Annotated in this window: 20 protein-coding genes and 1 pseudogene; 8 read left to right on the top strand and 13 right to left on the bottom strand. The window is 67.1% G+C overall.

Translation table 11 applies throughout. The annotated features are described in order from the left end of the window. Nucleotides 1-53: 53 nt before the first annotated feature. The 7 genes from LGN17_RS25075 to LGN17_RS25105 all read right to left on the bottom strand — a co-directional run bounded on the left by LGN17_RS25075 (nucleotide 54) and on the right by LGN17_RS25105 (nucleotide 6,233). Nucleotides 54-2,168, bottom strand: a complete 2,115-nt coding sequence (locus LGN17_RS25075) for a TonB-dependent receptor family protein (RefSeq protein ID WP_226199085.1) — start codon at nucleotides 2,166-2,168, stop codon at nucleotides 54-56. A gap of 165 nt (nucleotides 2,169-2,333) precedes the next feature. Further along, nucleotides 2,334-2,765 (bottom strand): DUF2946 family protein, encoded by a 432-nt coding sequence (locus LGN17_RS25080; RefSeq protein ID WP_226199086.1) that lies wholly within the window; start codon nucleotides 2,763-2,765, stop codon nucleotides 2,334-2,336. Next, a complete protein-coding gene (locus LGN17_RS25085; RefSeq protein WP_226199087.1) occupies nucleotides 2,743-4,206 on the bottom strand; it encodes a PepSY-associated TM helix domain-containing protein in 1,464 nt (487 codons plus the stop codon). The genes LGN17_RS25080 and LGN17_RS25085 overlap by 23 nt, the downstream gene beginning before the upstream one ends. Before the next feature lie 242 nt (nucleotides 4,207-4,448). Then, the gene (locus LGN17_RS25090) at nucleotides 4,449-4,937 is read right to left on the bottom strand and encodes a DUF2946 family protein (RefSeq protein ID WP_226199089.1); all 489 of its coding nucleotides are present in this window, start codon (nucleotides 4,935-4,937) and stop codon (nucleotides 4,449-4,451) included. A gap of 103 nt (nucleotides 4,938-5,040) precedes the next feature. Continuing rightward, a complete protein-coding gene (locus LGN17_RS25095; RefSeq protein ID WP_226199090.1) occupies nucleotides 5,041-5,586 on the bottom strand; it encodes a hypothetical protein in 546 nt (181 codons plus the stop codon). After that, the gene (locus tag LGN17_RS25100; protein ID WP_226199092.1) at nucleotides 5,583-5,816 is read right to left on the bottom strand and encodes a hypothetical protein; all 234 of its coding nucleotides are present in this window, start codon (nucleotides 5,814-5,816) and stop codon (nucleotides 5,583-5,585) included. The genes LGN17_RS25095 and LGN17_RS25100 overlap by 4 nt, the downstream gene beginning before the upstream one ends. Before the next feature lie 93 nt (nucleotides 5,817-5,909). After that, the gene (locus LGN17_RS25105) at nucleotides 5,910-6,233 is read right to left on the bottom strand and encodes a DNA-binding protein (protein WP_175015743.1); all 324 of its coding nucleotides are present in this window, start codon (nucleotides 6,231-6,233) and stop codon (nucleotides 5,910-5,912) included. A 592-nt stretch (nucleotides 6,234-6,825) separates the two neighbouring features. Between LGN17_RS25105 and LGN17_RS25110 the strand changes: the two genes are divergently transcribed. Then, complete coding sequence (locus LGN17_RS25110) at nucleotides 6,826-7,458, top strand: LysE family translocator (RefSeq protein ID WP_226199093.1); 633 nt, start codon at nucleotides 6,826-6,828, stop codon at nucleotides 7,456-7,458. Nucleotides 7,459-7,476: 18 nt separating this feature from the next. Here the strand turns inward: LGN17_RS25110 and LGN17_RS25115 are convergent, their stop codons facing one another. After that, nucleotides 7,477-8,445, bottom strand: a complete 969-nt coding sequence (locus LGN17_RS25115) for a LysR family transcriptional regulator (protein ID WP_226199095.1) — start codon at nucleotides 8,443-8,445, stop codon at nucleotides 7,477-7,479. A gap of 271 nt (nucleotides 8,446-8,716) precedes the next feature. Between LGN17_RS25115 and LGN17_RS25120 the strand changes: the two genes are divergently transcribed. Next, nucleotides 8,717-10,045, top strand: coding sequence for an MFS transporter (locus tag LGN17_RS25120; protein WP_226199097.1), 1,329 nt, complete (start codon nucleotides 8,717-8,719; stop codon nucleotides 10,043-10,045). 128 nt (nucleotides 10,046-10,173) lie between these two features. Next, a complete protein-coding gene (locus LGN17_RS25125) occupies nucleotides 10,174-11,340 on the top strand; it encodes a M24 family metallopeptidase (RefSeq protein WP_226199098.1) in 1,167 nt (388 codons plus the stop codon). Between the two features lie 66 nt (nucleotides 11,341-11,406). On the opposite strand, the gene LGN17_RS25130 is transcribed toward LGN17_RS25125, so the two are convergent. Continuing rightward, nucleotides 11,407-13,035 (bottom strand): NADP-dependent glyceraldehyde-3-phosphate dehydrogenase, encoded by a 1,629-nt coding sequence (locus LGN17_RS25130; protein WP_226199100.1) that lies wholly within the window; start codon nucleotides 13,033-13,035, stop codon nucleotides 11,407-11,409. Between the two features lie 602 nt (nucleotides 13,036-13,637). Between LGN17_RS25130 and LGN17_RS25135 the strand changes: the two genes are divergently transcribed. Together LGN17_RS25135 and LGN17_RS25140 are read left to right on the top strand one after the other, a co-directional pair. Then, nucleotides 13,638-14,675 carry an ankyrin repeat domain-containing protein gene (locus tag LGN17_RS25135; protein ID WP_226199101.1) on the top strand — a complete coding sequence of 346 codons (1,038 nt, stop codon included), beginning with the start codon at nucleotides 13,638-13,640 and terminating at the stop codon, nucleotides 14,673-14,675. Nucleotides 14,676-14,815: 140 nt separating this feature from the next. Then, nucleotides 14,816-15,181: a hypothetical protein gene (locus LGN17_RS25140; RefSeq protein WP_226199102.1), complete on the top strand. Its 366-nt coding sequence runs from the start codon at nucleotides 14,816-14,818 to the stop codon at nucleotides 15,179-15,181. A gap of 131 nt (nucleotides 15,182-15,312) precedes the next feature. On the opposite strand, the pseudogene LGN17_RS25145 reads toward LGN17_RS25140, so the two are convergent. Beyond that, a pseudogene (locus LGN17_RS25145) lies at nucleotides 15,313-15,447 on the bottom strand (LysR family transcriptional regulator); the annotation flags it as partial. A 398-nt stretch (nucleotides 15,448-15,845) separates the two neighbouring features. Between LGN17_RS25145 and LGN17_RS25150 the strand changes: the two are divergent. Then, the gene (locus LGN17_RS25150; RefSeq protein ID WP_226199103.1) at nucleotides 15,846-17,975 is read left to right on the top strand and encodes a TonB-dependent receptor; all 2,130 of its coding nucleotides are present in this window, start codon (nucleotides 15,846-15,848) and stop codon (nucleotides 17,973-17,975) included. Nucleotides 17,976-18,002: 27 nt separating this feature from the next. Then, nucleotides 18,003-18,536, top strand: a complete 534-nt coding sequence (locus LGN17_RS25155; protein ID WP_226199104.1) for a hypothetical protein — start codon at nucleotides 18,003-18,005, stop codon at nucleotides 18,534-18,536. A gap of 19 nt (nucleotides 18,537-18,555) precedes the next feature. On the opposite strand, the gene LGN17_RS25160 is transcribed toward LGN17_RS25155, so the two are convergent. Further along, on the bottom strand, nucleotides 18,556-19,503 hold the full coding sequence (locus LGN17_RS25160; RefSeq protein ID WP_226199105.1) for a LysR family transcriptional regulator: 948 nt from the start codon (nucleotides 19,501-19,503) through the stop codon (nucleotides 18,556-18,558). Between the two features lie 512 nt (nucleotides 19,504-20,015). Here LGN17_RS25160 and LGN17_RS25165 point away from each other — a divergent pair. Beyond that, complete coding sequence (locus LGN17_RS25165) at nucleotides 20,016-21,044, top strand: DUF1338 domain-containing protein (protein ID WP_226199107.1); 1,029 nt, start codon at nucleotides 20,016-20,018, stop codon at nucleotides 21,042-21,044. Between the two features lie 135 nt (nucleotides 21,045-21,179). Here LGN17_RS25165 and LGN17_RS25170 read toward each other — a convergent pair whose 3' ends face one another. Together LGN17_RS25170 and LGN17_RS25175 are read right to left on the bottom strand one after the other, a co-directional pair. Beyond that, nucleotides 21,180-22,688 (bottom strand): DKNYY domain-containing protein, encoded by a 1,509-nt coding sequence (locus tag LGN17_RS25170; protein WP_226199108.1) that lies wholly within the window; start codon nucleotides 22,686-22,688, stop codon nucleotides 21,180-21,182. A gap of 217 nt (nucleotides 22,689-22,905) precedes the next feature. Next, nucleotides 22,906-23,103, bottom strand: a complete 198-nt coding sequence (locus LGN17_RS25175; protein WP_175864337.1) for a CsbD family protein — start codon at nucleotides 23,101-23,103, stop codon at nucleotides 22,906-22,908. Nucleotides 23,104-23,145 lie beyond the last annotated feature (42 nt).

A 23,145-nucleotide genomic window follows, 5' to 3' on the forward strand; every position in this document is an offset into this window, starting at 1 on the left:
GTTTCGGTTTCCTTCGAATCTTTGCAATGAGCACGGCTGCGGGCGGCGACGCATCAGAACGCGTAGCGCATGCCGGCGAACACACTGCGTCCTTCACCCGGATAGAAGATCGCGGTGTTCGCGGTGCGCGCATCCGCGACCGTGCTGATGTCGCTCACATAGCGCTTGTTGGTCAGGTTGCGTGCGTCGACGAACACGGACAGCCCGTTGCGGAAGTCGTAACCGGCCTGCAGCCCGAGCAGCGTGTAGCTCGGCACGCGCAGCGTGTTCGCATCGTCGGCCCATGCGCCCGACGGCACCCAGTCGAGGGTCGCCGCGATGTGGAAGCCGCTCGGGCGCGCGTAACCCAGCGTCGCGCGCAGCACGTTCAACGGCACGCCCGCGATCCGGTTGTTGCCGTACTGCGGGTCGTTCTTGAAGCGGAAGTCGTTCAGGTTCCAGATGCCCGACAGCGTGACCTTGTCGCCCGCGCCGCGACCGGTGACGTTACGCAGCAACTCGACCGACGCGCCGGCCTCGATCCCTTGCAGCACCGTCTTGTTCGCGTTGAACGTCGACGCCGGGACGTCCGGGTTCGTCGTGTACTGCAGCAACTGGTCGCGCACGAGCGAGCGATAGGCGGTCACGTCCCAGCTCACGCGCTCGCGCGAGCCGCGCGTGCCGAACTCGATCGTCCACGCGTGCTGCGCCGCGAGCGGCGTGAAGCGCGTCGTGTTCGAGAAGGTCTGCGTGAGGTCGGTGAAGTCGGGCACGTCCTGGCTGCGCGTGATGTCGACGTAGGCCTGGGTGTTCGCATCCGGCTGCCACAGCAGCCCGAGCTTCGGATTGACGCCGCTGTAGCTCGCATTCGTCGACTTGTAGTTCGGGTCGCGCGGCAGCCCGCCGTTGTCGATGTACTCGCGCACCGAGTGCAGTACCTTCACGCCGGTCATCAGCGCGACGGTCGGCACGAAGAACAGCCGGTTCTCGACGTACGCCTCGTAGTTGAACGCCGTCTGCGTCGAGTCGAGTGTCTGCGCGCCCTTGTCGCCGTTGACGTTCACGTACTGGTTCGCCTGCGTGCGGCCGCCGAAGAAGCGCGCACCGACGATCAGGTCGTTGCGCATCCCGCCGAGCGTGAGGTGCCCCGTGTAGCGCGGGGCGAAGCCGTAGGTCCAGCCGTCCTGGTCGAGCGCCTGGAAGATCGGGTGATAGAGGCTCTTGTGGATCGCCCACGTGTCGAACTGCAGTTCGCCCGAATCGAGCTTCACCGTCGTGCGGTTCGCGATCCGCTCGGTGCGCGTGTTGCGCGCCTGGTCGCCCGACACCGCGCTCGGCGCGGCCTTGGTCGGATTGTTCAGCGCGTCGGACAGCGACAGCGTGCCGGGCAGCAACTGGTCGACCACGTACACGCCGACATAGAAGCGCGTCTCGACCGTCGGGCTGAACCGGTAGCCGACGTTCGCATTGAACTGCTCGTATTGCCCCTTCGAATGATCGCGATAGCCGTCCGCGTGATTGACGCTGAAGTTCGCGAGGAAGTCGAGCGGGCCGAGCACGCGCGAGATTTGCGCACTGGTGCGCACCGTACCGTAGCTGCCGCCTTCCACGCGCACGATGTTCGGCGCATCGGCCGTATGGGCGGTCGGCGTGATGAAGTCGATCGCGCCGCCGAGGGTCGACGCACCGTACGCGAGGCCGTTGCCGCCCTTGTAGACCTGCACCGCCTGCAGCGCCAGCGGATCGATCTGGTAGTAGTCGCCGCTGCCGTCCGCGAGGTTGGTCGGGATGCCGTCCTGCAGGATCTCGAGGCCGCGCGTGTGGTAGGCGCGGGCGATCCCCGAGCCGCGAATCGACAGCCGCAATTCCTGCCCGTAGCGGTTTTCGACGAACACGCCGGGCACGTCCTTCAGCACGTCGCGCAGCGTGAATGCGTAGGTGTTCCGGTAGCTTTCGGCGTCGACGAAACCGACCGAGCCGACCGTCTGGCCGAGCGTGCGTTTCAGGTCGTCGGTCGATTTCGACGTCAGCGAATCCGCCGTGCGGGGCGCGTTGACGTTGATGGCGGGCAGCGTCGAAGCGGCCGGCGCTTCGGCCGGCGCGGCGGCGCTTTGTGCGCATGCGCTCGAGGCGAACAGAACGGAGATCGCGCCGGACAGCGCGACGGCAATACGGGTCAAGGGAAACATGTCGTTGTGTGTAGGGTTATCGTGAATGCGGAACGGAGACGGCACGCACCACGGCCGGCGCGCTGCGCGCGCTCGTGCGCGGGCTCGGTATCGGGCATCGGGGTGGTAGGCAATCGGTGCGAACGACGTCGGCACGGTCGTGCGTCGGCTCGTTCGAGAAGCGCGTCAGGCGCGGGCGGACGGTGGTCCGCGCGCGGCGAGCGTGTAGGGCTTCGACGGGTGGCGAGCGGAGAGGGTCGGTGGCTCGGGCAGCGCATGCCGCACGGCCGGGGAGGCGGGCAGGAACACCGCGTACTGCAGCGGCGGATGGCCGGCGAGCAGGCCGCAATAGCCGCAGCGGTCGACATGCCGGTCGGACGGCGAATCCGACGGCGCCTGCGGTTGCGCGTGCGTCACGAGCGTGTTGCCGGTTGCCGAGCAGATCGGCGCGGCCGGCAAGCCGTCATCGGATGCGGCGGCGCGCAGTTGCGAGATCAGCGGCGCGACCAGCGCGAGCACGAGCGCGAGCAGCCCGAGCCACGCCGTGGCCCGGGCTTGACGTGTCGGCGCGCGGCGTGTGCCGGCGCGCGATGGTTCAGGCGGCTGCGCGTGCCGCACGGCCGAACAGCAGACGGTCGATCAACCAGACCGCGACGATCGTCGCGCCCATCAGCGGAAAGACGATGCCGAGCAGCAGGAGCCCCGCGACCCAGCCGCGCATCGGCGGCGTGCCGCGTTCGCGCGACGGCGCGCCCAGCTTGCCGGCCGGGCGGCGTTTCCACCACATCACGGTACCGGTGACGGCCATCGCGGCCAGCCCGAGCGACAGGACCGCGCAGAGGATCTGGTTCGCGAGCCCGAAGTAGCGGCCCATGTGCAGCGACGTGCCGTACGACACGGCCCGCGATACCGCGCCGTAGTCGTCATAGCGGATGTCCTTCAGCACGGCCCCGCTGTACTGGTCGATGTAGATCGTGCGCTCGGCCTTCGGGTCGGCCGGGAAGTACGACGCGGTGAACACGCCGTCCGTGCCGGACGGCAGCGCGAGCGTGTAGCCGCTCGTCACGCCGAGGCCCGCGACGATCGCGATCGCGCGGTCCAGCGGCAGCGGTGCCGGCGTCGGCGCCGACGGCGAGTGCGGGACGGGCACGTTGCCGACCGCCCACGGCGTTTGCGGCAACGGCAGGTCGTCCATCACCATCCCCGGCATCGAATCGCCGGATGCGTGGTGATGGCCGGACGGCGCAGCGGCCTGGGCAGGCGCGGGCGCCGCGGCAGCACCCGGGCGCGTCGAGCGCACCGACCCGCCGCCCCATGCGCCTTCCGGCGCGCCGAGGTTCACGGTCGCGGCCAGCGCCTTGAAGTTCTTGCCCCACGAGCCCGACCACGGCAGACCCGTCAGGATGAACGCCACCGTGCCGGCTGCGAGCCAGATGCCGGCCGTCGCGTGGAGGTTTTTCCACAGCGGCCGGCCGCGCAGCGACAGGTCGGGACGCAGTGCCTGCCCGACGCGCGCCGCGCCTCGCGGCCACCACAGCGCGATGCCGGTGCCGATCATCACGAAGGTCCAGCACGCGGCGAGCTCCATCAGCAACTCGCCGGTCTTGCCGAGCAGCAGCTTGCGGTGCAGCATCCGGTCGATTTGCATGAAGCGGTTTTCGACGCTCAGCGTGCCGAGCACGCTGCCGTCGTACGGGTTCACATACACGCTCTCGCGGCTGCCGTCGCGCAGCCGGAACACGTATTCGGCGCTGCGGTCCGGTGCGGTCGAGACCTGGACGGACACCGGCGTCGCGCCGGCCGGCATCGCGGTGCGCGCGTTCGCGAGCAGCGCGTCGGCATCGAGTCGCGGTGTGGCGCGCGGCTCGACGACGAGCCGGTGCGGATACAGCAGCGGCTCGATCTGCGGCTGGAAGCAGTAGAGCGTGCCGGTGATCGCGAGGACCACCAGGAACGGCATGACGAACAGGCCGGCATAGAAGTGCCAGCGCCAGAGCGTCCGGTAGCCGGCGTGGGCGGATTGGGCGGGCGAGAGGGCTCGCTCGACGGTGGTCGACATGGTGTCAGCTCCTCGTGTTCGTTGAGCGGCCACGCCGGCGCGAGCCGGCGGACGTCAACGCGCGTTGCACCCGCCAGCGCGCATCGATGGAACGGGCGGCGCGGCGCCATGCGCGGAAGGGGCGCATGACGGCGCGCCCGCGCGATGCGGGCATGCGGGTGAACGCTTTGAATCAGGTCGTGTGAGACGAACGGCATGCAGGCCCGCGCACGTCGACGTGCACGAGCCGCTGGGTGGAACCGTCAGCAGAACAGCGGAGGTGCGCGGGAGGGGGGGCGATCGTCGAAGATCGATCGCACGACGGGAAACCGGTCGAAGCGAATCCGGAAGCGCCGCGGCGCGACGGCGGCGGGAAACAGCAGCACCCGCAGCACGAACGACGCCAGCGCCGTGAACAGCGCGGCGCCGAATACGCACAGGCTGTCGCCGCTGCCGGACGACGCTGTCTGGTCGGCATGCGCGTCATGCTTGAGCACATCGGCGAGCGCCCGCGCATCGTTGGCCGGTGTGATCGGCGCGCCGGCATCGAAGCGGGCGGCGAGTGCCGCCACGTTGACGATCAGCGGGCCGCGGCCCGAACACAGCACCACCGAACCCGCATCCGGACCGTCCGGATCGAGCATCACGGCGCCCGACATCAGCGCGCGGGACAGCAGCGTCACGAGGAGGAACCCCCACAGAAGCTGTCGCGCGACGCCTTGCCGGAGCAGGAAGTGGCGAAGTGCGTTCATGGCGCGCGATTGTACCTCCGTTTGCGCGGAGGAGCCGGCTGGCACGCTGATTCGCGGTATCAGCCCCGCGTGCGGCCGGAAGCGGATGGGGCGCCCGCCGCGGCTATCCGGAACCGAACGATCCGCTGCCGGGCGGTGCGTTCGCCGGGCCGTATGACCAGGTGCCGTCCGCGCGGGCGGTCAGCACGTTGCCCGAGCGCCGGTCGTACAGATGCCACTGTTCGTCGGCCGGATCCCCGCCGTAGGGCCAGGTCGTCAGCTTGCCGCCGAGGTCGAAGTTGAACGCCCACGAACCCGGCTGCGCGCCGGGCGCGACCGATTGCAGGATCTGTCCGTCGAGCCGTTGCGCGGCGGCCGCGATGTCGCCGGACCGGGATTCGCTGTGTGCGAGTTCGCGACCGTCGAGTGCGATCGACCAATGGCAGTAGCAGATCCACAGATGCCCGCTGCCGGCGACCGTCACGCGCCGCGACGCGAGCCTGTCGCGCGCCGCCGCGGACAGGCCGGGCGAGCCCGCGAGCGGTTCCCTGACGTACAGCGCGGGTTGCCCGAACTCGAACGTGAGAAAGCTGCCCTGGCCTTTCGTCACGGACCAGGCCGGGGTTGTGCAGATGGCCGGCCAGATCCGGTCGAAGTCGACGGTGCTCACGGCGCGCGCCTCACCTCGGCGAAACCGGGCTCGTCGTCGGCGGCGCTGCCGTCATCGCCGGCCAGCAGATCGGACAGGTCGGCCGGCGACAAGCGCCGCATCGTCCGCTCGACGTCGTGATCGTGGCGACGATCGTTCGGGTCGAGATGCTTCTGTGCCTTGCGGCCGTAGCGTTTCACGAACACGCCGAGTGCGCCGGCCAGTCGGGATTTCCGGTTCCTGGCGATCATGCGGCGAGGTCGTCGGGCATGCGCGTGCCGCGAATCGGGAGGGGCCGCCGCGGTCGTGCGTGACGCCCGCGGCAGCCGATGCATTGCGCCGGCTCAGGCCGGATATGCATCGTCGACTTTCAGGTTCGCGAGCCGGAACAGCGTGCGCAGCGTCTGCGGATGAATGTCGCGGTGCGCGGCGAGCGATGTCAGCATGAAGTCGAGCACCTTCGCGTAGCGGAGCAGCACGAGGCAGCGCGCGAGATCGGGCGTGCGGCCGCGCATGTCCTCGGCGAGGTGAACCATTTCGGTGGACAGCGAGCGTGCCATCTCGAGTTCCATCTGCTGTTTTTCGGTCCAGTCGGGCAACGGCTGTTCGAGCAGCTTCGCGAGAAAGAGCTGGAACGACGTGTCGGACGAATTGGGCAGCGTATCCATGAAGGGCCTCGTAACTTGCTCGGATCGTTCGGGCGTGTCCGGTGGATGCGCCCGACGGTGGGTTCGTGTCCGCGTGGTGAACGGCGCGGTTGTCACCCGAACGGAATGCAGGTTTCGTACCAGTGCCGCGAGACGATTGTTGAGTATTGTTGAGCCGCGAAGCGAGGCGGGCGGCGAGTCCCGCCGGTACTGGGTGGCGGAGGGGATCGAGGCGGCCATCTAGACGCGTGGCGGGACGCATATCGGGTACGCGGAGCGGCTCGCCAAGGCGAAATGCTTCACGGATGTAACGTAACGCCGGAATAAATTGCGTGGCGCGTTCCCCACCTGTCTGACGAAACGGGCCGGCGCGCGTGTGCCGCCTGCGCCCGCCGGGCGTCCGGGCTGCCGGAAGCGGTGGGACTGGATGTCCGCCATGGTCGGCAAAACCCGCCCGCGAATGTGACGGGTGTTTCAAAACCGAGACGGATTCGCGTGCGGCAATCCGGCTGCGCGCCCCGTCCAACTGGCCCAGCGAATTGAAGGCCAATTGTCCATGGGCAGACGGCGCGCGTTTGCCAACAATCCCCTGATCATCCTTGCGAGGTTCGACATGAGCGTCCACACCTTCTTCTCGGCCAATCTGCTGCTGGCCTACACGGCCTATTTCATCGGTACGGCCAGCCCCGGGCCAAGCAATCTCGCGATCATGTCGGTCGCCGCGAACCAGGGCCGCAAGGCGGCGCTCGCGTTCGCGCTCGGCGTCATTTCCGGGTCGATGCTCTGGGCGACGGTGGCGGCGCTCGGCGTGTCGGCCGCGCTGCTCGCGTGGTCGAAGCTGCTGGTCGCGATCAAGCTCTTTGGCGGGATGTATCTGCTGTGGCTCGCGTTCAAGTCGGGGCGCACGGCGCTGTCGGGCAAGGGGGCGGCGTCGCTGAACGCGGCGGGCGAGCAGCGGCTGTCGCGCTTCTATGTGCGTGGCGCGATGCTGCACCTGACCAATCCGAAAGCGATCCTCGTGTGGGTGTCGATCGTTGCGCTGTCATCGAACGGCGCGGGCGCGTCGCACGGCGCCGTCGTGCCGGGCTGTCTCGTGATCGGGTGCCTGGTGTTCGGCGGTTATGCGCTCGTGTTCTCGATGGACGGTGCGCGCCGGCTGTACGTGCGCGGCCGGCGCGCGATGGAAGCGTGTCTTGCCGTCGTGTTCGGCGTGGCGGGGATCCGGCTGCTGGTATCGAACGTCTGAGGTGGCGCACCCGCGCAACTAGCGGGCCGCGCGCCGGGTTGCCGGGCGCCCGGCGCTGCCCGGCTGCTCCGCCGGATGCGTGAACAGCGACACGATCGTCTGCCGCAGCCAGCGGTGCGCGGGATGGCTGTCCCAGCGCTGATGCCAGATCACGCAGTAGGGCCGTGCGGGCATGCGCACCGGCGGTTGCCGCGACACCAGTTCCTTTTCATGGATCGATAGATCGAGCAGTGTGGTCGGCAGCACGCCGATGAAATCAGACTCCCGGATGATCGCCAGCGCGGGCGAGTACGCATTCAGCGTGAGGACGAGATTGCGTTGCAGGCCGTGCGCGGAGAGCAGGCTGTCGTACACCGGCACCCGCATGCCCGAAAACCCGACGTCGAGATGCCGCGCCGCGAGGAAGCGCTTCAGCGTGAGCGGCCCCTTCGCGAGCGGGTGATCCTTGCGCATCAAGCAACTCCAGTGGATCGGCCACATCTCGTGCGTGCGCACGCCGCTGCTCGGGCTCGAGTCGTTCAGGTAGCCGCCGATCGCGAGATCGACGCCGCCACGGTCGAACATGCCCGGCAGGTCGGCGACGCTGAACGGCGTGAGCTCGATCCGCATCGACGGAGCATGCGTGCCCATGTACCGCGCGAGGCGCGGCATGATGCGCTCGACCGAGTAGTCCGACATCGCGATCGTAAAGGTGCCCCGATGTGCTTGCGGGTCGAACTGGTCGGGCGAGATCGCCTGCTTCAATGCGTCGAAGTGCGGCTGGACCGCCGACCACAGCTCGCGCGCACGCGCGGTCGGCCGCACACCCGAGACGGTCTTCTCGAACAGCACGTCGTCGAGCGATTCGCGCAGCCTGCGCAGCGCATTGCTGACCGCCGACTGTGAAAGCGCCAGCCGCTCGGCGGCGCGCGTGACGTTGCCTTCGGCCATCAATGCCGCGAACACGCGCAGCAGGTTGAGGTCGAGCTGGCGGAACACATCCTTCATCGCACATCTCCGGTTCGGGTGCCGGCATCCCGCACGTGGCTGCGGAAAGCGGAACGTTGCGGTTGCCAGTGTCCGGGCGACACGGGACGCGGGCAAGGTCGCGTTTGCCCTTGCAGCGAGCCGGCCTGGCGACCCGACGAAGCCGCATGCCGGCTCGCACCATTATTCACGTTGGTGATGATCATATTCCGGAAATCCGTTGGACGCGGTAACGGGGCGCATCGAACATGAGCACGAAGCCACCGCAGCCAGCAGGTGGAGGAGACAGACGATGAAAGAGGATGCAGTGAATCCGGCCGGCGCCCTGGCGTTCGATCGCCGTTCGGCGGAGGCGCCGCCGTCCGCGCGAACGGGCACGCTGCGCGACGTCGCGGCCGCCGCCGCGGGCAATGCGCTCGAGTGGTTCGACTTCGTGATCTACGGCTATTTCGCCAGCGTGATCGCGAAGCTGTTTTTTCCGGTGGCCGGGCAGGTCGGGTCGCTGTTGCTCGCGACGGCGACCTTCGGCGTGGGGTTCGTCGTGCGGCCGCTCGGCAGTGTCGTGCTCGGGCTGTACGGCGACCGATACGGCCGCAAGGCGGCGATGTCCGTCACGATCTGGCTGATGCTGGCCGGCACGGCCGCGATCGCGGTGGCGCCGCCGTATGCGCAGGCCGGCTGGCTCGGCGCCACGATCCTCGTGCTGGCGCGACTCGTGCAGGGCTTCGCGGCATCGGGCGAATTCGGCAGCACCGTTGCCTTCCTCGCGGAAAAGGCGCCGCCGCATCGACGCCATTTCTTCGTGAGCCTGCAGATGTCGAGCACGATGCTGGCCATCGTGCTGGGCGGCATGATCGGCACGATTCTGACGACGTCGCTCAGCCCGCATCAGATCGAAAGCTGGGGCTGGCGTGTGCCGTTCGTCGTCGGGTTATTGATCGGCCCGGTCGGCTTCTATATCCGCAGGAGCGTGTCGGAAACCGATGCGTTCGTGCACGGCGAAGCGCTGCCGGTTTCGCAGGTGCTCAGGTGCCTGTTCGGCGAGCACCTCGCGTCATTCCTCGCGGCGACCGGCGTGACGATCGTCAGTACCGCCGCGTTCTACATGTACCTGATCTACATGCCGACGTTCGCGGTGAAGCAGCTCGGGTTGCCGATATCCGCGCCGTTCATGAGCACGACGGTCGCCGGCATCGTGATGGTTGCGATCGCGCCGCTCGCGGGCCTGCTCGGCGACGTCTGGCGCCGGCCGGCCGCGATGGTCGCTGCCGCGATCGTCGTGCTGTCCGCGATTACGCTGCCGCTCTATACGTGGGTCATCGCGAGCCCTTCGCTGCGCAACCTGCTGATCATGCAGGCCGCCGCCGCCGCGCCGATGGGCGTGCTCGTCGGGCTGGTGCCCGCGCTCGCCGCGCGCGCGTTCCCGGCCGCGGTGCGCAGCACCGGCCTCGCGGTGTCGTACAACATCCCGACGACGGTGTTCGGCGGTTTTTCCCCGCTGATCGTCACGTGGTTGATCGCGACCACGCACAACAAGGCGTCGCCCGCGCTGTACATCGTCGCGATGTCGGTCGTGAGCCTGGTCGCGCTGCTCGGGTTCCGTCGTATGGCGAGCGAATAAGCGAGCCGAATTCAGTCGATGTGGGTATCGTTGAAACGAAGGATAACGAATGAAATGTGCGGGTGCAGCGACATCGCAATGACCGGCCCGTGCGGCCGCCCCCTCACCCTCAACAGGAGAAGTCACGCATGAAGTTCAAACCCACTTTCGCACCGCCCAGCGAGGCGGAACTCGAAGGGCGCCTCGACCGCGTGCGCGCACGCATGGCGGAAGCCGGCCTCGATCGTTATGTGGCGTTCTCCCCGGACAACATCTACTACCTGACGAACTTCGCGAACATCGTCCACGAGCGGCCGTTCGTGCTGGTCATTTCGCGCAGCGGCCCGCCGCAGTTCGTCGTGCCGCAGCTCGAGCAGCCGCATGTGCGGACGCGCTCGATCGGCGAACTCGAGCTGGTTCCATATTTCGAATTTCCAGCGCCGGCCGGACGCGAATGGAGCGACCGTTTCAACGCGCTGTTCGGGCCGGGCGAGCGTGTCGGTGTCGAGTCGGTGTGTCCGTTGCAGGTCTATGCGCAGACGCCGGGCGAGCGCGTATGCATCGACATCATCGACGACGTCCGGATGATCAAGTCCGACTACGAGATCGGCCGCCACGTGTATGCGTGCGGGATCGCAACCGACGCGCACAACTTGCTGCTGAGCGAAGCGCGCCCGGGGCTCGGGATGGCGGAAATGTCGTCGCGCATTCGCGGCTTCATCATGCAGCGGCTGCTGGCCGACGATCCGTCGCTGAACCCGTTGGCGACGCGGATCGTCGCGGTGTTCCAGCCGGGCAGCGTGTCGCACGATCCGCACAACTTCAGCAACATCGACATGCGGATGGAAGAGGGCGGCCCGCATGTGTCGATCGTCAATGCGGTGATGAACGGCTACGGCGCGGAAGTCGAGCGGACCTTCTTCCTCGGCCATGTGCCGGACGCGGCGCGACGCGCGTTCGACGTGATGTCGGAAGGGCGGCGGCTGGCGTTCGACGCGGCGATGCCCGGCGCGCTGCTGAGCGACGTCGATCGCAAGGTCAACGACTATTTCCGCCGCGCGGGGATGGGCGACCGGATGCTGCACCGGACCGGGCACGGAATGGGTGTCACCGCGCACGAGGCGCCGTTCTTCGCCGAAGGCTACGACCGGCCGATCGAGAAGGGGATGTGCCTGACGATCGAGCCGGGCATCTATATCGAGGGTGTCGGCGGCTTCCGTCATTCCGATACGGTGCTGATCGGCGATGAAGGCCCGGTTCAGCTGACCGGCGGGCCGCTCGATCTCGACGCATTGACGTTCCCGGTTCGGGCGTAGTTGCGCGCAGGGTCAAAAAAGCCGCTGCACGGGCGTGTGCAGCGGCTATTTCGCGAACGGCTCGCGTCAGAAAATGAAGCCCGTATTGATGAACTTCGAGTAGTGATCCGACACGATCGAATCGAGCAGCTGCTTGCTGCCTTCGGTCTGCTTCGCCGCGACCATCGAGCGGATCGAGAACGCGCGCAGCGCGTCGCTCACCGACAGCGTGCCTTCCGCCGAATCCTTGCGCCCCGCGAACGGGAACACGTCGGGCCCGCGCTGGCACTGGCAGTTGATGTTCACGCGGCACACCTGGTTCACGAGCGGATCGACGAGCGCGCCGATCTGCGCCGGATCGGAACCGAAGATGCTGACCTGCTGGCCGTGATCCGACGTCGTCACGTAGTCGAGCGCGGTGTCGACGTCGTCGAACGGCGCGACCGGAATGATCGGCCCGAACTGTTCCTCGCGGTACAGCTTCATCCCTTCCGACACCGGATACACGACGGCCGGATAGAACAGCGTCTTGCTGAACTCGCCGCCCGAATGGTTGACGACCTGCGCACCCTTGGCCTTTGCGTCGTCGATCGCGTCCGTCATGTAGGCCGTGCGATGCATGCCGGGCAGCGGCGTGATGCTGACGCCTTTCTCCCACGGCATGCCGATCTTCAGCTGTTCGAGCGCGGCGGTGAAGCGCTTCAGGAATTCATCGACGATCGAGCGGTGCACGAGCAGCATCTTCAGCGCGGTGCAACGCTGGCCGTTGAACGACAGCGCGCCGAGCAGGCATTCCTTCACGGTGAGGTCGAGATCGGCGTCGGGCAGCACGATCGCCGCGTTCTTCGCGTCGAGGCCGAGGATCGCACGAAGCCGGTGCGACTTCGGGTGCTGCTTCTTCAGGTGGTCGGCCACCTTGCTCGACCCGATCAGCGCGAGCACGTTGATCTTGCCCGACGCGAGCATGTGCGGCACGACCACCGCGCCCGGCGCATAGATCGTGTTGATCACGCCCTTCGGGAACGCGTCGCGGAACGCTTCGAGCAGCGGCTCGAACAGCAGCGTGCCGTACTGGGGCGGCTTGAACACCACGGTGTTGCCCATCAGCAGCGCGGGGATCAGCGTCGCGAAGGTCTCGTTCAGCGGATAGTTGTACGGGCCCATGCACAGCACGACGCCGAGCGGCGTGCGGCGGATCTGGCCGATCGTGCCTTCGGCGATCACGAAGCGCGAATTCGCGTTGTCGAGTTCCTTCAGCGCGTCGATCGTCTGCGTCATGTAGGTGACGGTGCGGTCGAACTCCTTCTGCGAATCGGCGAGGCTCTTGCCGATTTCCCACATGATCAGGTTCACCACCAACTCGCGCTGCGCGACCATCCGCTTGATGAAGTCCTGCATGCACGCGATGCGCTGCTCGACCTTCATTGTCGGCCACTCGCCGCGGCCGGCGTCGTACGCGCGCACCGCGGCGTCGAGCGCCGCGTCGCTTTCCGTTTCGCCCATCACCGGATAGCTGCCGATCTCGACCTGCTCGACGCCGCCGTCCGCCTGTCGCACGCACACCGGCGACAGCACGGTCTTGGTCGCGCCGTCCCACGGCCGTAACTCGCCGTCGACGAGCGACACGCGCTGGTGAATCGGCGAAGTGAGCCGGTACTCGGCGGGAATGTCCTGAAAGGCGGGAAACAACTGCTGCAGGGAGGCGGAATCGGGCATGACGGTCTCGTTTGACGGGGTGTCCGGGAAGGACGGGCGATGCGAATCCTGAGCTGAGCGATCCTCGATCCTGAATCGGCATCATGACGCGCGGACGACGACGCGTCACGCGTGGCCATGGCCGAATCAATGTTTGGAACCAGTTCCATTAAAAAGGAACGCCGGCGTGAACGCAAGATTTGCCGAACGGTGCCGCATGTGCCGTAAGCATTTGGAAAGACTGTTGCTGAATGCTTGGTATAACGCGCCAACTGCGCCCGCAAACGTTTCCCTTGGCCCGGATTGCGCGGATAATCGTTCGGCGCGGCGAAGAAAAAAATGAAGTGAGCCTGAGAGCATATGTAGTGAAGAACGGAAGAAGGTCCGCCGCACTGCCGATGCGAGGTCGGCTGCCCGGAGCGCCGGGTCGGGGTTGCCCGGTCCGGCGCGCACCGGACATTCGCAGCGGGCCACACGCGTCGCTCCCCATCCTCGTCGTCCTGGTTGCTTTCCCGTCCCGCCTTTAGAGAATATCGCGCGAACATTGTGCGTGTTTGGTATTTCGTCGATCATGTCGGCGCGCGACAGCGCCACGAATACACACAACGATACTGAGAGCGTTCATGCGGTCAAGAACGAAAAAAGCCGCTACCGTGCTGGCACGGGGGATGGCCTGCCTGTGCGCCGGAATGGCGTTGTCCGGTGCGAGCTACGCGCTGGAAGGCAAGGAATGGAAGCTGATGGTCGCCATGGGCGACTACGCGGCGGATAGCACCCCGCGGAACCTGGCGCGCGTCAGCGCGCTGCTTGAGCAGGGCGCGCGTCCGTATGACAAGACGGCGAAGCAGCGCTATGCGATGCCGGATGCCGAACTCACGCCGATGGGGCTGGCCGTCGTCAGCCAGGTGCCGGACGTCGTCGCACTGTTCATCGCGTCCGGCGTTGCGATCAACATGCCGATGTCGCCCAAGGGCTGGACGTTGCTGACGTACGCGATCAGCAACGCGACGCTCGGCGAACTCAAGCCCCACCAGCTCGAAACGATCCGCCTGCTGATCGACGCGGGCGCGAACGTCAACGCGATCGCGCCGAGCGGCGAGCCGCCGCTGGTGATGGCCGCGAATGCGTATACCCCTTCGCCCGAACTCGTCCGGATGCTGCTGAAGTCCGGCGCCGATGCCCGCGCCACCGACCCGAACGGATACACGGTGCTGACCGGACGCGCGGCATCCGATCTCGACATCCTCAAGCTGCTGGTCGACGCCGGCGCCAATCCGTACGCGCATGCGAAGACCGGACAGACGCCGCTCAGCTTCGTGTGCGAGCGACGCTACGAACTGGACGGTCAGCCCGACCCGACTGCGGCCGAGCGCATCGCGATTCTGCATGAACCGGGCACGCCGATCGAGCCGCAACGGGGCGAGCAACGCGCCCGCTGGGGGGAGACGCCGTTGCTGCGCGCGGCGATCGTGCACAACCCCGACTGCGTGAAGGCGCTTCTCGATGCCGGCGCGGATCCGGATGCGCCCGCGCTGATCGGCGCGGGCAGGGATGACGCCACCGGCAGCGTGCGCGAAGCCGTCGTGCGCGGCGCGAAGGCGACGCCTGACGTGTACGACCGCAGGGCCGTCGCACTGATCGAAGCAGCCCCACGCAAATAGTTGTCAGGCCGTGCACGTCGTGCGCCGTCGTGTTGCCCGTGAGGCGGACACGGGGCGCGTGCGTGCAGGGTCGTCGTATTCCGCCGGCGCGCGAGCGCCATCTTTTTCCAAATACTGTTCAACCACGGAGAATCCACACAATGAAACGAATCGCACTTGCCGCGCTCGCGCTGACGATCGCCTCGGGCGCCATGGCCGCGAAAGGCGAGCTCAAGGTATCGGCCGCGCAGATGATCGACGCTTATACGGGTTCGGGCGGCGACAAGTATTTCGACCAGCCGGTCGCGCTGACGGGCACGCTGCTCGGGCTCCAGAAGGGTTTCACGGGCAAGACGCTCGCGGAGATCGGCGAAGACGCGGATGCCGATCAGGCGGTGCGCGCGTCGTTCGTCGATGCGGCGGCCGAACAGAAGGCGCAGCGGCTGGTCGGCAAGCGCGTCACGCTGCATTGCGTGGGCGACTTTGCATCGGGGATCGCGACCGTTCGCGACTGCCGCCTCAAGTAAGACCGGGCGTCGACGGGCCGCGCCGGCCCGTCGACGCGCCGGCGGGATGTCGCGATGGCTTGCATCATTCGACGTCCTCGTCGTCCTCCTCATCGGCGTCGTTCGCATCGCGCTCCGGCGCCGCATACGCGCTCGACGGGCTCGTTCAGCAATGCGGGCGAGCAGATCGGCAAGACTTCCTCGCCGAACAGGTAGTCGGACGACGTGCCGGGCCAGGTCGGCTTGCCGTAGTGGATCGCGGCCTCGAAGTGTGTGTCCTTGAACGTAGCATCCCAAGCAGCCCTTCGATCCATACGGTCATAACGCACCGCGTCCACTCATTTCCTTTCTATTTCATTACGAAGTCCGCGCATCGATGCGCGAAACTGAAAGCGATTCGTCAGTAATCCGCAGTGTCAGCCGGATGTACGTTGCACGAAGGCGACATGTTGGAAATCAACTAATAACGCGAATCATTCTCGTTTAATATTTCGCTCCGTTACGAGCCGTGACGCGTCGCAACGGTGTTTTCGTACCGGCCATGCCGGCCGGTGCGACGGGGCAATTTTTTGTGCGCCGTCCGTTGTGCGCAGACACGAGTCCGCCTGTCGATTCGCCGGCTGATGAATCTGCGTCGGCCGCACGGGTTTGCGCTCACCGTTTTCCCTCAGCCTTTACTTCAACGATGAAACTCAACAAGAGCGCGTGCCATGCGCTGCTGATCGCCACGTCGCTGGCCGGCGCACGCACCTCCTTCGCGCAGGCAAGCGCCGCCGCCGCGACCCTGCCCGCGATCTCCGTCAATGCAACCGCCGAGCATGCGTCGTACGACGGCGGCCACTCGCGCGCGGCGACCAAGACCGACATGTCGCTGATGGACGTGCCGCAGACGGTGAACGTCGTGCCGCACGCGGTGATCGAGGACCAGAACGCGACGTCGATGCAGGATGCGCTGCGCAACGTGCCGGGCGTCGGCTTCTCGGTCGGCGATGGCCAGCGCGACCAGATCACGATCCGCGGCTTCAACAGCATCACGGACCAGTACGTCGACGGCATCCGCGACGATGCGCTCTACTATCGCGACCTGTCGAACGTCGACCGCGTCGAAGTGCTGAAGGGGCCGGCGGCCGTGCTGTACGGGCGCGGCTCGGCAGGCGGCATCGTGAACCGCGTGTTGAAGCGGCCGTTGGCGACGCCGGTCAACGACGTCGGCGTGACGCTCGGCACGCGCGGCGAGCGGCGCGGCGAATTCGACCTCGGCTGGAATGCGAACGATGCGGCGCGTTTCCGGATCACCGGCGCGGCCGAGAACTCGAACAGCTTCCGCGACCAGTTTCAGCTCAACCGCCAGGCGATCGCGCCGTCCGCGCAGTTCAAGCTCGACAGCGACACGGTGCTGAACGTCGAATTCGACTACCTGCACGACCGCCGTACGTCCGACCAGGGGCTGCCCGCGTATCTCGGCCGCCCGGTCGATGTGCCGATCAACACGTACTACGGCTCGGCCGACGCGGCGAACAGCTCGTACAACGACGTCTCCGCGAAGAGCGCGACGGTGTCGCTCGACCATCGCTTCAGCGATTCGCTGTCGTTCCATGGCGCGATCCGCGCGTACGACTTCTCGCTCGAACGCAAGAACTACGTGACGTACGAGCCGATCAAGACCGCCGCGCATCCGGTCGTGACGCTCGACCAGTCGACGCGCCAGCGCACCGACCACGGCATCGACGGGATGTTCGAACTCACGCAGAAGACCTCGCTGTTCGGCATGCGCCACGAGCTGCTGTACGGGCTCGAACTGTCGCAGCAGCAGAAGTTCGACACGATCTACAGCGTGTCGAAGGTGGCGACCTACGATCTGTTCGATCCGCAGGCGGTGATCCTGCCCGGCGTGCCGACCGGCGCGCGGGCGAAGACGAACGCGTCGACGGTCGTCGGGCTCGCGGGGGTCTACGCGCAGGACCTGATTTCGCTGACCGAACACTGGAAGGTGCTCGCGGGGTTGCGTTTCGACTACCTGAACCAGATCCGCCACGACTACACGTCGTCGAACGTCAACCTCGACCGCACCGATCGTGCGTGGAGCCCGCGCGTCGGCCTGATCTACGAGCCGCTCGACTGGCTGACGCTGTACGGCTCGTTCAGCCAGTCGTTCTCGCCGCTGGCCGACACGCTGATCAGCGCCGGCGCGTTCTCGAACGGCGCCGCGCTCGCGCCGCAGAAGACCACCGCGTATGAAGTCGGCTCGCGTTTCGATCTCGGCGGCAAGGCGACGGCCAGCGTTGCGCTGTTCGACATGCGCCAGACCAACCAGCAGATCGGCGACCCGGCGAATCCCGGCTATGCGCTGCCGATCGGCACGCAGCACGTGCACGGGATGGAGCTGGGCTTCACCGGCGAGATCGCGCCGAAGTGGTCGGTGTATGCGGGCTACGCGTACCTGAACGGCACGGTCGACGGCTCCGCGCAATCGACGGCGGCGGGCGTCGCGGTGTCGAGCAACACGCCGGGGCTGATGCCGCGTCACAGCGCGAACCTGTGGCTCAAGCGCGAGCTGCCGTACGGTTTCTACGCGGCGGCCGGCATGCAGTTTCAGTCGGCGCGCTACACGTCGGCGAGCGACCTCGTCACGCTGCCGTCGTTCACGGTGTTCAACCTGGGGGCCGGGTATCGCAGCAAGAAGGTCGACGTGACGCTCACGCTCGACAACCTGTTCGATCGCCGCTACTTCATCGCCGCGCACGGCAACGCGGACCTGTACAACATGCCCGGCGATCCGCGCACGCTGACCGCCACGGTGAAGTGGCACATGTGATGCACGTGATGCATGCGTCAGGCGACAATGCGGGTCTTCGTCACGATGCCCCGCACGTTACTGCCCATGATCCGCCAATCGATTGATGTGTCGCGCATGACCGGCCGCGCCCGCGTGCTGTGCGCCGTGTTGTGGCTGGCTTGTGGCCCGGTTGCGGCACGCGCGCAGACGATCCCGGGCGATGCCGAACCCGAATGCCATTCGGTGCATGTCGCCCGGGCGATCACGCTGTCGGGCCGTTACACGCTCGATTACGGCGACGAATCGAGCGGGCAGGACGTGTGGTTCGAGGAGGACGACGCATCGGCGCGGCACCTGCCTGACCGTTCGCAACGCGCGGGTGTGATCCGGTTCATGAACCAGCGCGATGCACGGCGCGGCCTGCGGCTGCCCGCCGCGCAACCCGAAGGCGTGTGCCGGTTCGACGGGCGCGCGACGCTCGTGATCCGCGATCTGGACACGGTGTGCCCGGGGCTGGAGGAGCCCGATCACGCGCGGCTGGTGAAGGTGGTGAAGGCCAGTCCGCCGGCGCGACACGCGTGCGAGGCCACCGCGCCATAAGCATGGCGCGACCGCGACGTTACTCGACGTCCTCGTCGTCCACCATCTCGCCGCTCTCCGCATCGGGATCCGGCGCCGCATACGCGCTCGCCTGCTCGAGCAGCCAGCCGCGAAACAGCTCCAGCGGCTTGCTGTGGCTGAACTCCGTCGGATACACGAGGTAGTACGCGGAATCGCCGACCGTCGCCGCGTCGCACGGCACCATCAGCCCGAGCTGCTGCAACTGTTCCTCGACGAAGAATTTCGGCACGAGCGCGACGCCGAGCCCGGCCGCGGCCGCGCTGATCAGCATCGTGTGCAGTTCGTAGCGCACGCCCTGCATCGTGCGGATGTCCTCGACGCCGTGCGCCTCGAACCACTGCGCCCACGCGCCGGGGCGCGTCGTCGAGTGCAGCAGCGGGTAGGCGAGCAGATCCTCGACGCTGCGCACGGGCCCGTCGAGCAGTGCCGGCGAGCAGATCGGCACGACTTCCTCGCCGAACAGGTAGTCGGACGACGTGCCGGGCCAGGTCGGCTTGCCGTAGTGGATCGCGGCCTCGAAGTGGGTGTCCTCGAACGAGAACAGGTCGGTGCGGCTCCCCATGTTCACGCGCACGTCGGGCGTGCGGTCGTAGAAGCTCTTGATGCGCGGGATCAGCCAGTGCGACGCGAAGGTCGGCAGCACCGCCAGCTCCAGGTAGCCGCCGCCGCTGCCGTGCGCGATGATCGACAGCGTGTCGCGGTCGAGCGCCTCCAGCGCGCGCCGCACCTGCGTGCCGTACAGCTTGCCGGCGCGCGTCAGCACGACGCGCTGCTTCACGCGCGCGAACAGCCGCACGCCGAGGCTCGCCTCGAGCGTCGCGATCTGCCGCGATACCGCGCTTTCGGTCAGGAACAGCTCCTTGGCCGCGTGCGTGAAGCTTTCGTGGCGCGCGGCGGCTTCGAAAGCCACGAGCGCGCCCATGTTGGGGATCTTGAATTTGCGCATGATGTCAGGGTCTGTTTAGATATGGAACGCGCATGCGTTGCCACGAGAACGGCCGCTCGCGAGGCGTGTGACGCCGCGAATACTGACGTATTCGCAAGGAGCACAACGCAGCGAGCGGCCGTTCTCGTGGCAACCCCAAATTAAGAAAAATCATGTCACGGGAATGCCCGAAATCGCCCGTATGGCGGCGTCGCTCGTCACTTGTTTGGCTCGGCCAAACGGCGCTCCTCACTCCTTGCCCTACGAGCGATTTCGGGCATTCGCATGTGCGTTCCATATCTAAACAGGCCCTGAATTCATCTGACGATCAGGCCCGCGCGACACAAGGCGGGAGGCGGAGCAGCGGAGCGGCCGATAATTCCAAAAACTCATCACGTATCAATTTAATCTCGCTTTACGCCCGGCTGCAACCCTTTGAATAATGCTCCCCACGCAAGGCCGCGCGCCCGCTGGGCGGCCGGCCAACGAGTTGCCGGCACGTTTGCCGGCGGTCCCCCGAGACGAGAATCCTGATGCGCAATCCGAATATCGAGAGCTTGCTGACGAAGCTGCTGGGACAGGCGAAGACCGACGCCCTGTTCTCGACCCTGAACATGCCGGCCATCCTCGCAGAATGGGAAGACGGCGTCGTCACGCGCGCGGAAATCGCGCAGGCGATGAACATGGCGCTGTTCGAAGGGCTACTCGAGCGTTCGGCGAACGGCCGCGCGTATACGGCCGACGCGATCGAAAGCGGCGGCTCGGTCTATTTCGACCACGGCGCGCTGCGCACGGTACGCTGGCCGCACACGGGCGCGCTGCCGCCGGGCGAGGCCGCGTTCACGCGCATCCTGCGTCCGCTCGGCTTCCGCCTGAACGGCCGCTACCCGCTCGACAAGCTCGGCATGACGGGCCGTGCGTATGCGCATGAAGACGCACCGGACGAAATCGCGCAGTTCTTCGTCAGCGAGCTGCATCCGGAACGTTTCTCGAAGGAATTCCAGCAGGCCGTGACGAACGTGGTGAGCACGTCGCGCGATCCGCTGTCGCCGGCGGCCGTCGCGCTGCTGTGGGAAGTCGAGCGCGAAGGCTGGCTGCCGCTGGAGGCCGCGCACGCGCTGCTGCCGGAGATTGTCGGGGCGTTCGCGCGCCAGCACGACGTGCCGAACGAACTCGACTACGAAACGCTGCTGCTCGAATCGGCGGAAATGGCGTGGATCTCGACCGAAGGCAATGCGTTCAACCATGCGACCGACCGCGTCGCCGACGTGTTCAAGCTGGCCGACGACGAGAAGGCGAAGGGCCGCCCGATGAAGCCGGAAGTCGAGCGTTCGCGCTCGGGCCGCGTGTTCCAGACCGCGTATCGCGCGGATATCGTCGAGCGGGAATTCCGCACGCGCGACGGCGGCACGGTGAAGCGCAACGTGCCGGGTTCGTTCTACGAGTTCATCACGCGCAAGCGCACGTTCGACCAGGCGGCGCGCCGCTGGGTGACCGACCTGCGTTTCGATGCCGGCAACGCGCAGGGCATCTTCAAGATGACGGCGAACGCGGCGAAGTAACGCAGGCGATGTGGCCGGCGGTGCGTGCGGCGGCGCGATCGCCGTGCCGGCGCCGGCGGGCCGCCGCCGATGGATAGGATGACCGATCGGGCAGGGCGCGACCGCGTCCTGCCCGCTTGCGTGTGGCGGCGTGCGTCAGTCGCGCGGCGCCGTCGCGTCGCGCAAGGTCCGCGCGTCGTAGCGACGCGCGCTGTCCGCCGCGGTCCCCGGTTCGACGACGCGGAACGTGGCCGGATCGGCGCCGTCGATCTCGACGAGGCTCACGTAGCCGACGATATACGCACGCTTGCTGTCGCGCGCGAAATCGTCGTCGAGGAATTCGAGCGTCGGCAGGTGCACGCGCTTCGTCGATACCGGTCGGCGGCCGAAGAACAGCTTGTCGCCGGCGCGCAGGAACGTCGGGTGCAGCACCTGGAGCGCGCTGGCCGGCACGTCGACCTGCAGCGGCTTGCCGTCGCAGAACAGGCGCTCGCCGTCCCACGCATAGCTGCCTTCGACCTGCAGCCGGTCCGGGTCGATGCCTTTCTTGACGACGCCGAGATGAAACGCCCGCGTCGCGTCGCGCGCCCAGCCGCCGGACAGCACGCGGAACGCGGCCGGATCGGCGCCGCGCAGCGGCTGCGGCTGGGAGGGTGTGAACGCGTAGAACACCGTGACGCCATCGGTGAAATAGTGCGGGCCGAGCACGCGCAGCGCATCGATCGGCTGGTCGGAGAAACGGGTCAGCTCGATCGGCGTCTCGGCACTGGCCCGGTATGTCCAGTGAATGCCGTGCGCGTCGCCGCACAGCCAGTCGACCGCACCGAAATCGAACAGCGTCTCGCGGGCGGCGAAGGTCGCGGGATCGAAGCCCGTGAGCGCCGCGTCCCCGAAGCGCACCGTCGTGTCGGCCGCCGGCTGTTGCTGCCGATGCCACCAGTAGTCCCGCAGTTCGGGGCGCATCGTGAAGAAGCCGCGCCAGTCGTCGAACATGCGCGTCTCCTGCGCCGTCTGCCGCTCGCCGGATTCGATCGGGCCGGCCCGGTCGGTGCATCGCAGGGTGCCGGCCTCGTCGGGCCCGCACAGGAAGCTCGCGCGATCGATGTCCTTCGGCCGGCCGTAGTAGTACACGCGATCGGCATCGGCGAAGTAGCCGCCCGGGAAGCCGATCGCGCTCGCGCCATGCGAGCCGTTGATGCGGCGGCCGTTCATGTAGATCGATTCGTCGTCGGTCGCGATGTACTCGTGCTCGCACCGCTCGAACGTCACGCCGCGGCCGTCGGTCGGCCGGTTCCAGGTTTCGTAGACGAGCGGCCGGAAGGCGTGCGGGCTGCGCGTGCGGATCGTCCTGCCGGTGATGTAGTACGCCTGCCGCGCATCGCGCGCGTAGCGCTGGTTCAGGATCTCGAACGTCTCGAGATCGGCATCCTCGATCCGGTAGTAATACAGCCTCACCATCGCGCTGCCGAGTTGCCCTTGCACGATCACGTGTACGCCGTCGGTGAACCAGCGGCCGTCGATGCAGCGGAACGCGTGCGGCCGTTCGATCGGCAGCGGCCTGCCGTCCTTGCCCCGCAGCGGCAGGCCGTCCGGGCGGCGGATCACGGTGCCGCCTGCGATCGCGTAGTCGGGATGGTTGGTGTCCTGCAGGGGCGGCTGGGGCATGGCGGATGGCGCGCGGGCGTCGTGGCGGTCGCCGTAGTATGCCGTGGAATACGGGCGGCGCGCGCCGGCGCCGCGCCGTCAGAAGATGTGCGTGATCAGATAGAACAGCACCAGCAGCCCGACCGGTACGCCGAGCAGCCAGGCGATCAGGTATTTGCCCATGTCGTTGTCCTGGTGGCCGCGACGCCGTGGGCGCCGCGGCGGTTGCGTTGTCGCGTTACAGCTCGCGGTCGAATTCCTTCAGCTGCTTCTCGGCCGCGTCGCGGGCGATCCCGTAACGCTCCTGGATCTTGCCGGCCAGATACTCGCGATTGCCGTCCGCGACGGCCAGGTCGTCGTCGGTCAGCTTGCCCCACTTGGCCTTCAGCTTGCCGGAGAGTTGCTTCCACTGGCCCTTGATCTTGTCCTCGTTCATCGTGTGCTCCTTGTCATGCAGGGATAAAGGAAGGCGCGGCGG

Origin of the sequence: Burkholderia sp. AU30280 (genome assembly GCF_020420125.1) — a bacterium.
Classification (GTDB): Bacteria; Pseudomonadota; Gammaproteobacteria; order Burkholderiales; family Burkholderiaceae; genus Burkholderia.

Excerpts from the sequence above, each read along its gene's own strand:
- LGN17_RS25075 (WP_226199085.1), bottom strand. The coding sequence starts at position 2,168 with ATGTTTCCCTTGACCCGTATTGCCGTCGCGCTGTCCGGCGCGATCTCC.
- LGN17_RS25085 (WP_226199087.1), bottom strand. The coding sequence starts at position 4,206 with ATGTCGACCACCGTCGAGCGAGCCCTCTCGCCCGCCCAATCCGCCCAC.
- LGN17_RS25090 (WP_226199089.1), bottom strand. The coding sequence starts at position 4,937 with ATGAACGCACTTCGCCACTTCCTGCTCCGGCAAGGCGTCGCGCGACAG.
- LGN17_RS25100 (WP_226199092.1), bottom strand. The coding sequence starts at position 5,816 with ATGATCGCCAGGAACCGGAAATCCCGACTGGCCGGCGCACTCGGCGTG.
- LGN17_RS25105 (WP_175015743.1), bottom strand. The coding sequence starts at position 6,233 with ATGGATACGCTGCCCAATTCGTCCGACACGTCGTTCCAGCTCTTTCTC.
- LGN17_RS25110 (WP_226199093.1), top strand. The coding sequence starts at position 6,826 with ATGAGCGTCCACACCTTCTTCTCGGCCAATCTGCTGCTGGCCTACACG.
- LGN17_RS25115 (WP_226199095.1), bottom strand. The coding sequence starts at position 8,445 with ATGAAGGATGTGTTCCGCCAGCTCGACCTCAACCTGCTGCGCGTGTTC.
- LGN17_RS25120 (WP_226199097.1), top strand. The coding sequence starts at position 8,717 with ATGAAAGAGGATGCAGTGAATCCGGCCGGCGCCCTGGCGTTCGATCGC.
- LGN17_RS25125 (WP_226199098.1), top strand. The coding sequence starts at position 10,174 with ATGAAGTTCAAACCCACTTTCGCACCGCCCAGCGAGGCGGAACTCGAA.
- LGN17_RS25130 (WP_226199100.1), bottom strand. The coding sequence starts at position 13,035 with ATGCCCGATTCCGCCTCCCTGCAGCAGTTGTTTCCCGCCTTTCAGGAC.
- LGN17_RS25135 (WP_226199101.1), top strand. The coding sequence starts at position 13,638 with ATGCGGTCAAGAACGAAAAAAGCCGCTACCGTGCTGGCACGGGGGATG.
- LGN17_RS25140 (WP_226199102.1), top strand. The coding sequence starts at position 14,816 with ATGAAACGAATCGCACTTGCCGCGCTCGCGCTGACGATCGCCTCGGGC.
- LGN17_RS25150 (WP_226199103.1), top strand. The coding sequence starts at position 15,846 with ATGAAACTCAACAAGAGCGCGTGCCATGCGCTGCTGATCGCCACGTCG.
- LGN17_RS25155 (WP_226199104.1), top strand. The coding sequence starts at position 18,003 with ATGCGGGTCTTCGTCACGATGCCCCGCACGTTACTGCCCATGATCCGC.
- LGN17_RS25160 (WP_226199105.1), bottom strand. The coding sequence starts at position 19,503 with ATGCGCAAATTCAAGATCCCCAACATGGGCGCGCTCGTGGCTTTCGAA.
- LGN17_RS25165 (WP_226199107.1), top strand. The coding sequence starts at position 20,016 with ATGCGCAATCCGAATATCGAGAGCTTGCTGACGAAGCTGCTGGGACAG.
- LGN17_RS25170 (WP_226199108.1), bottom strand. The coding sequence starts at position 22,688 with ATGCCCCAGCCGCCCCTGCAGGACACCAACCATCCCGACTACGCGATC.
- LGN17_RS25175 (WP_175864337.1), bottom strand. The coding sequence starts at position 23,103 with ATGAACGAGGACAAGATCAAGGGCCAGTGGAAGCAACTCTCCGGCAAG.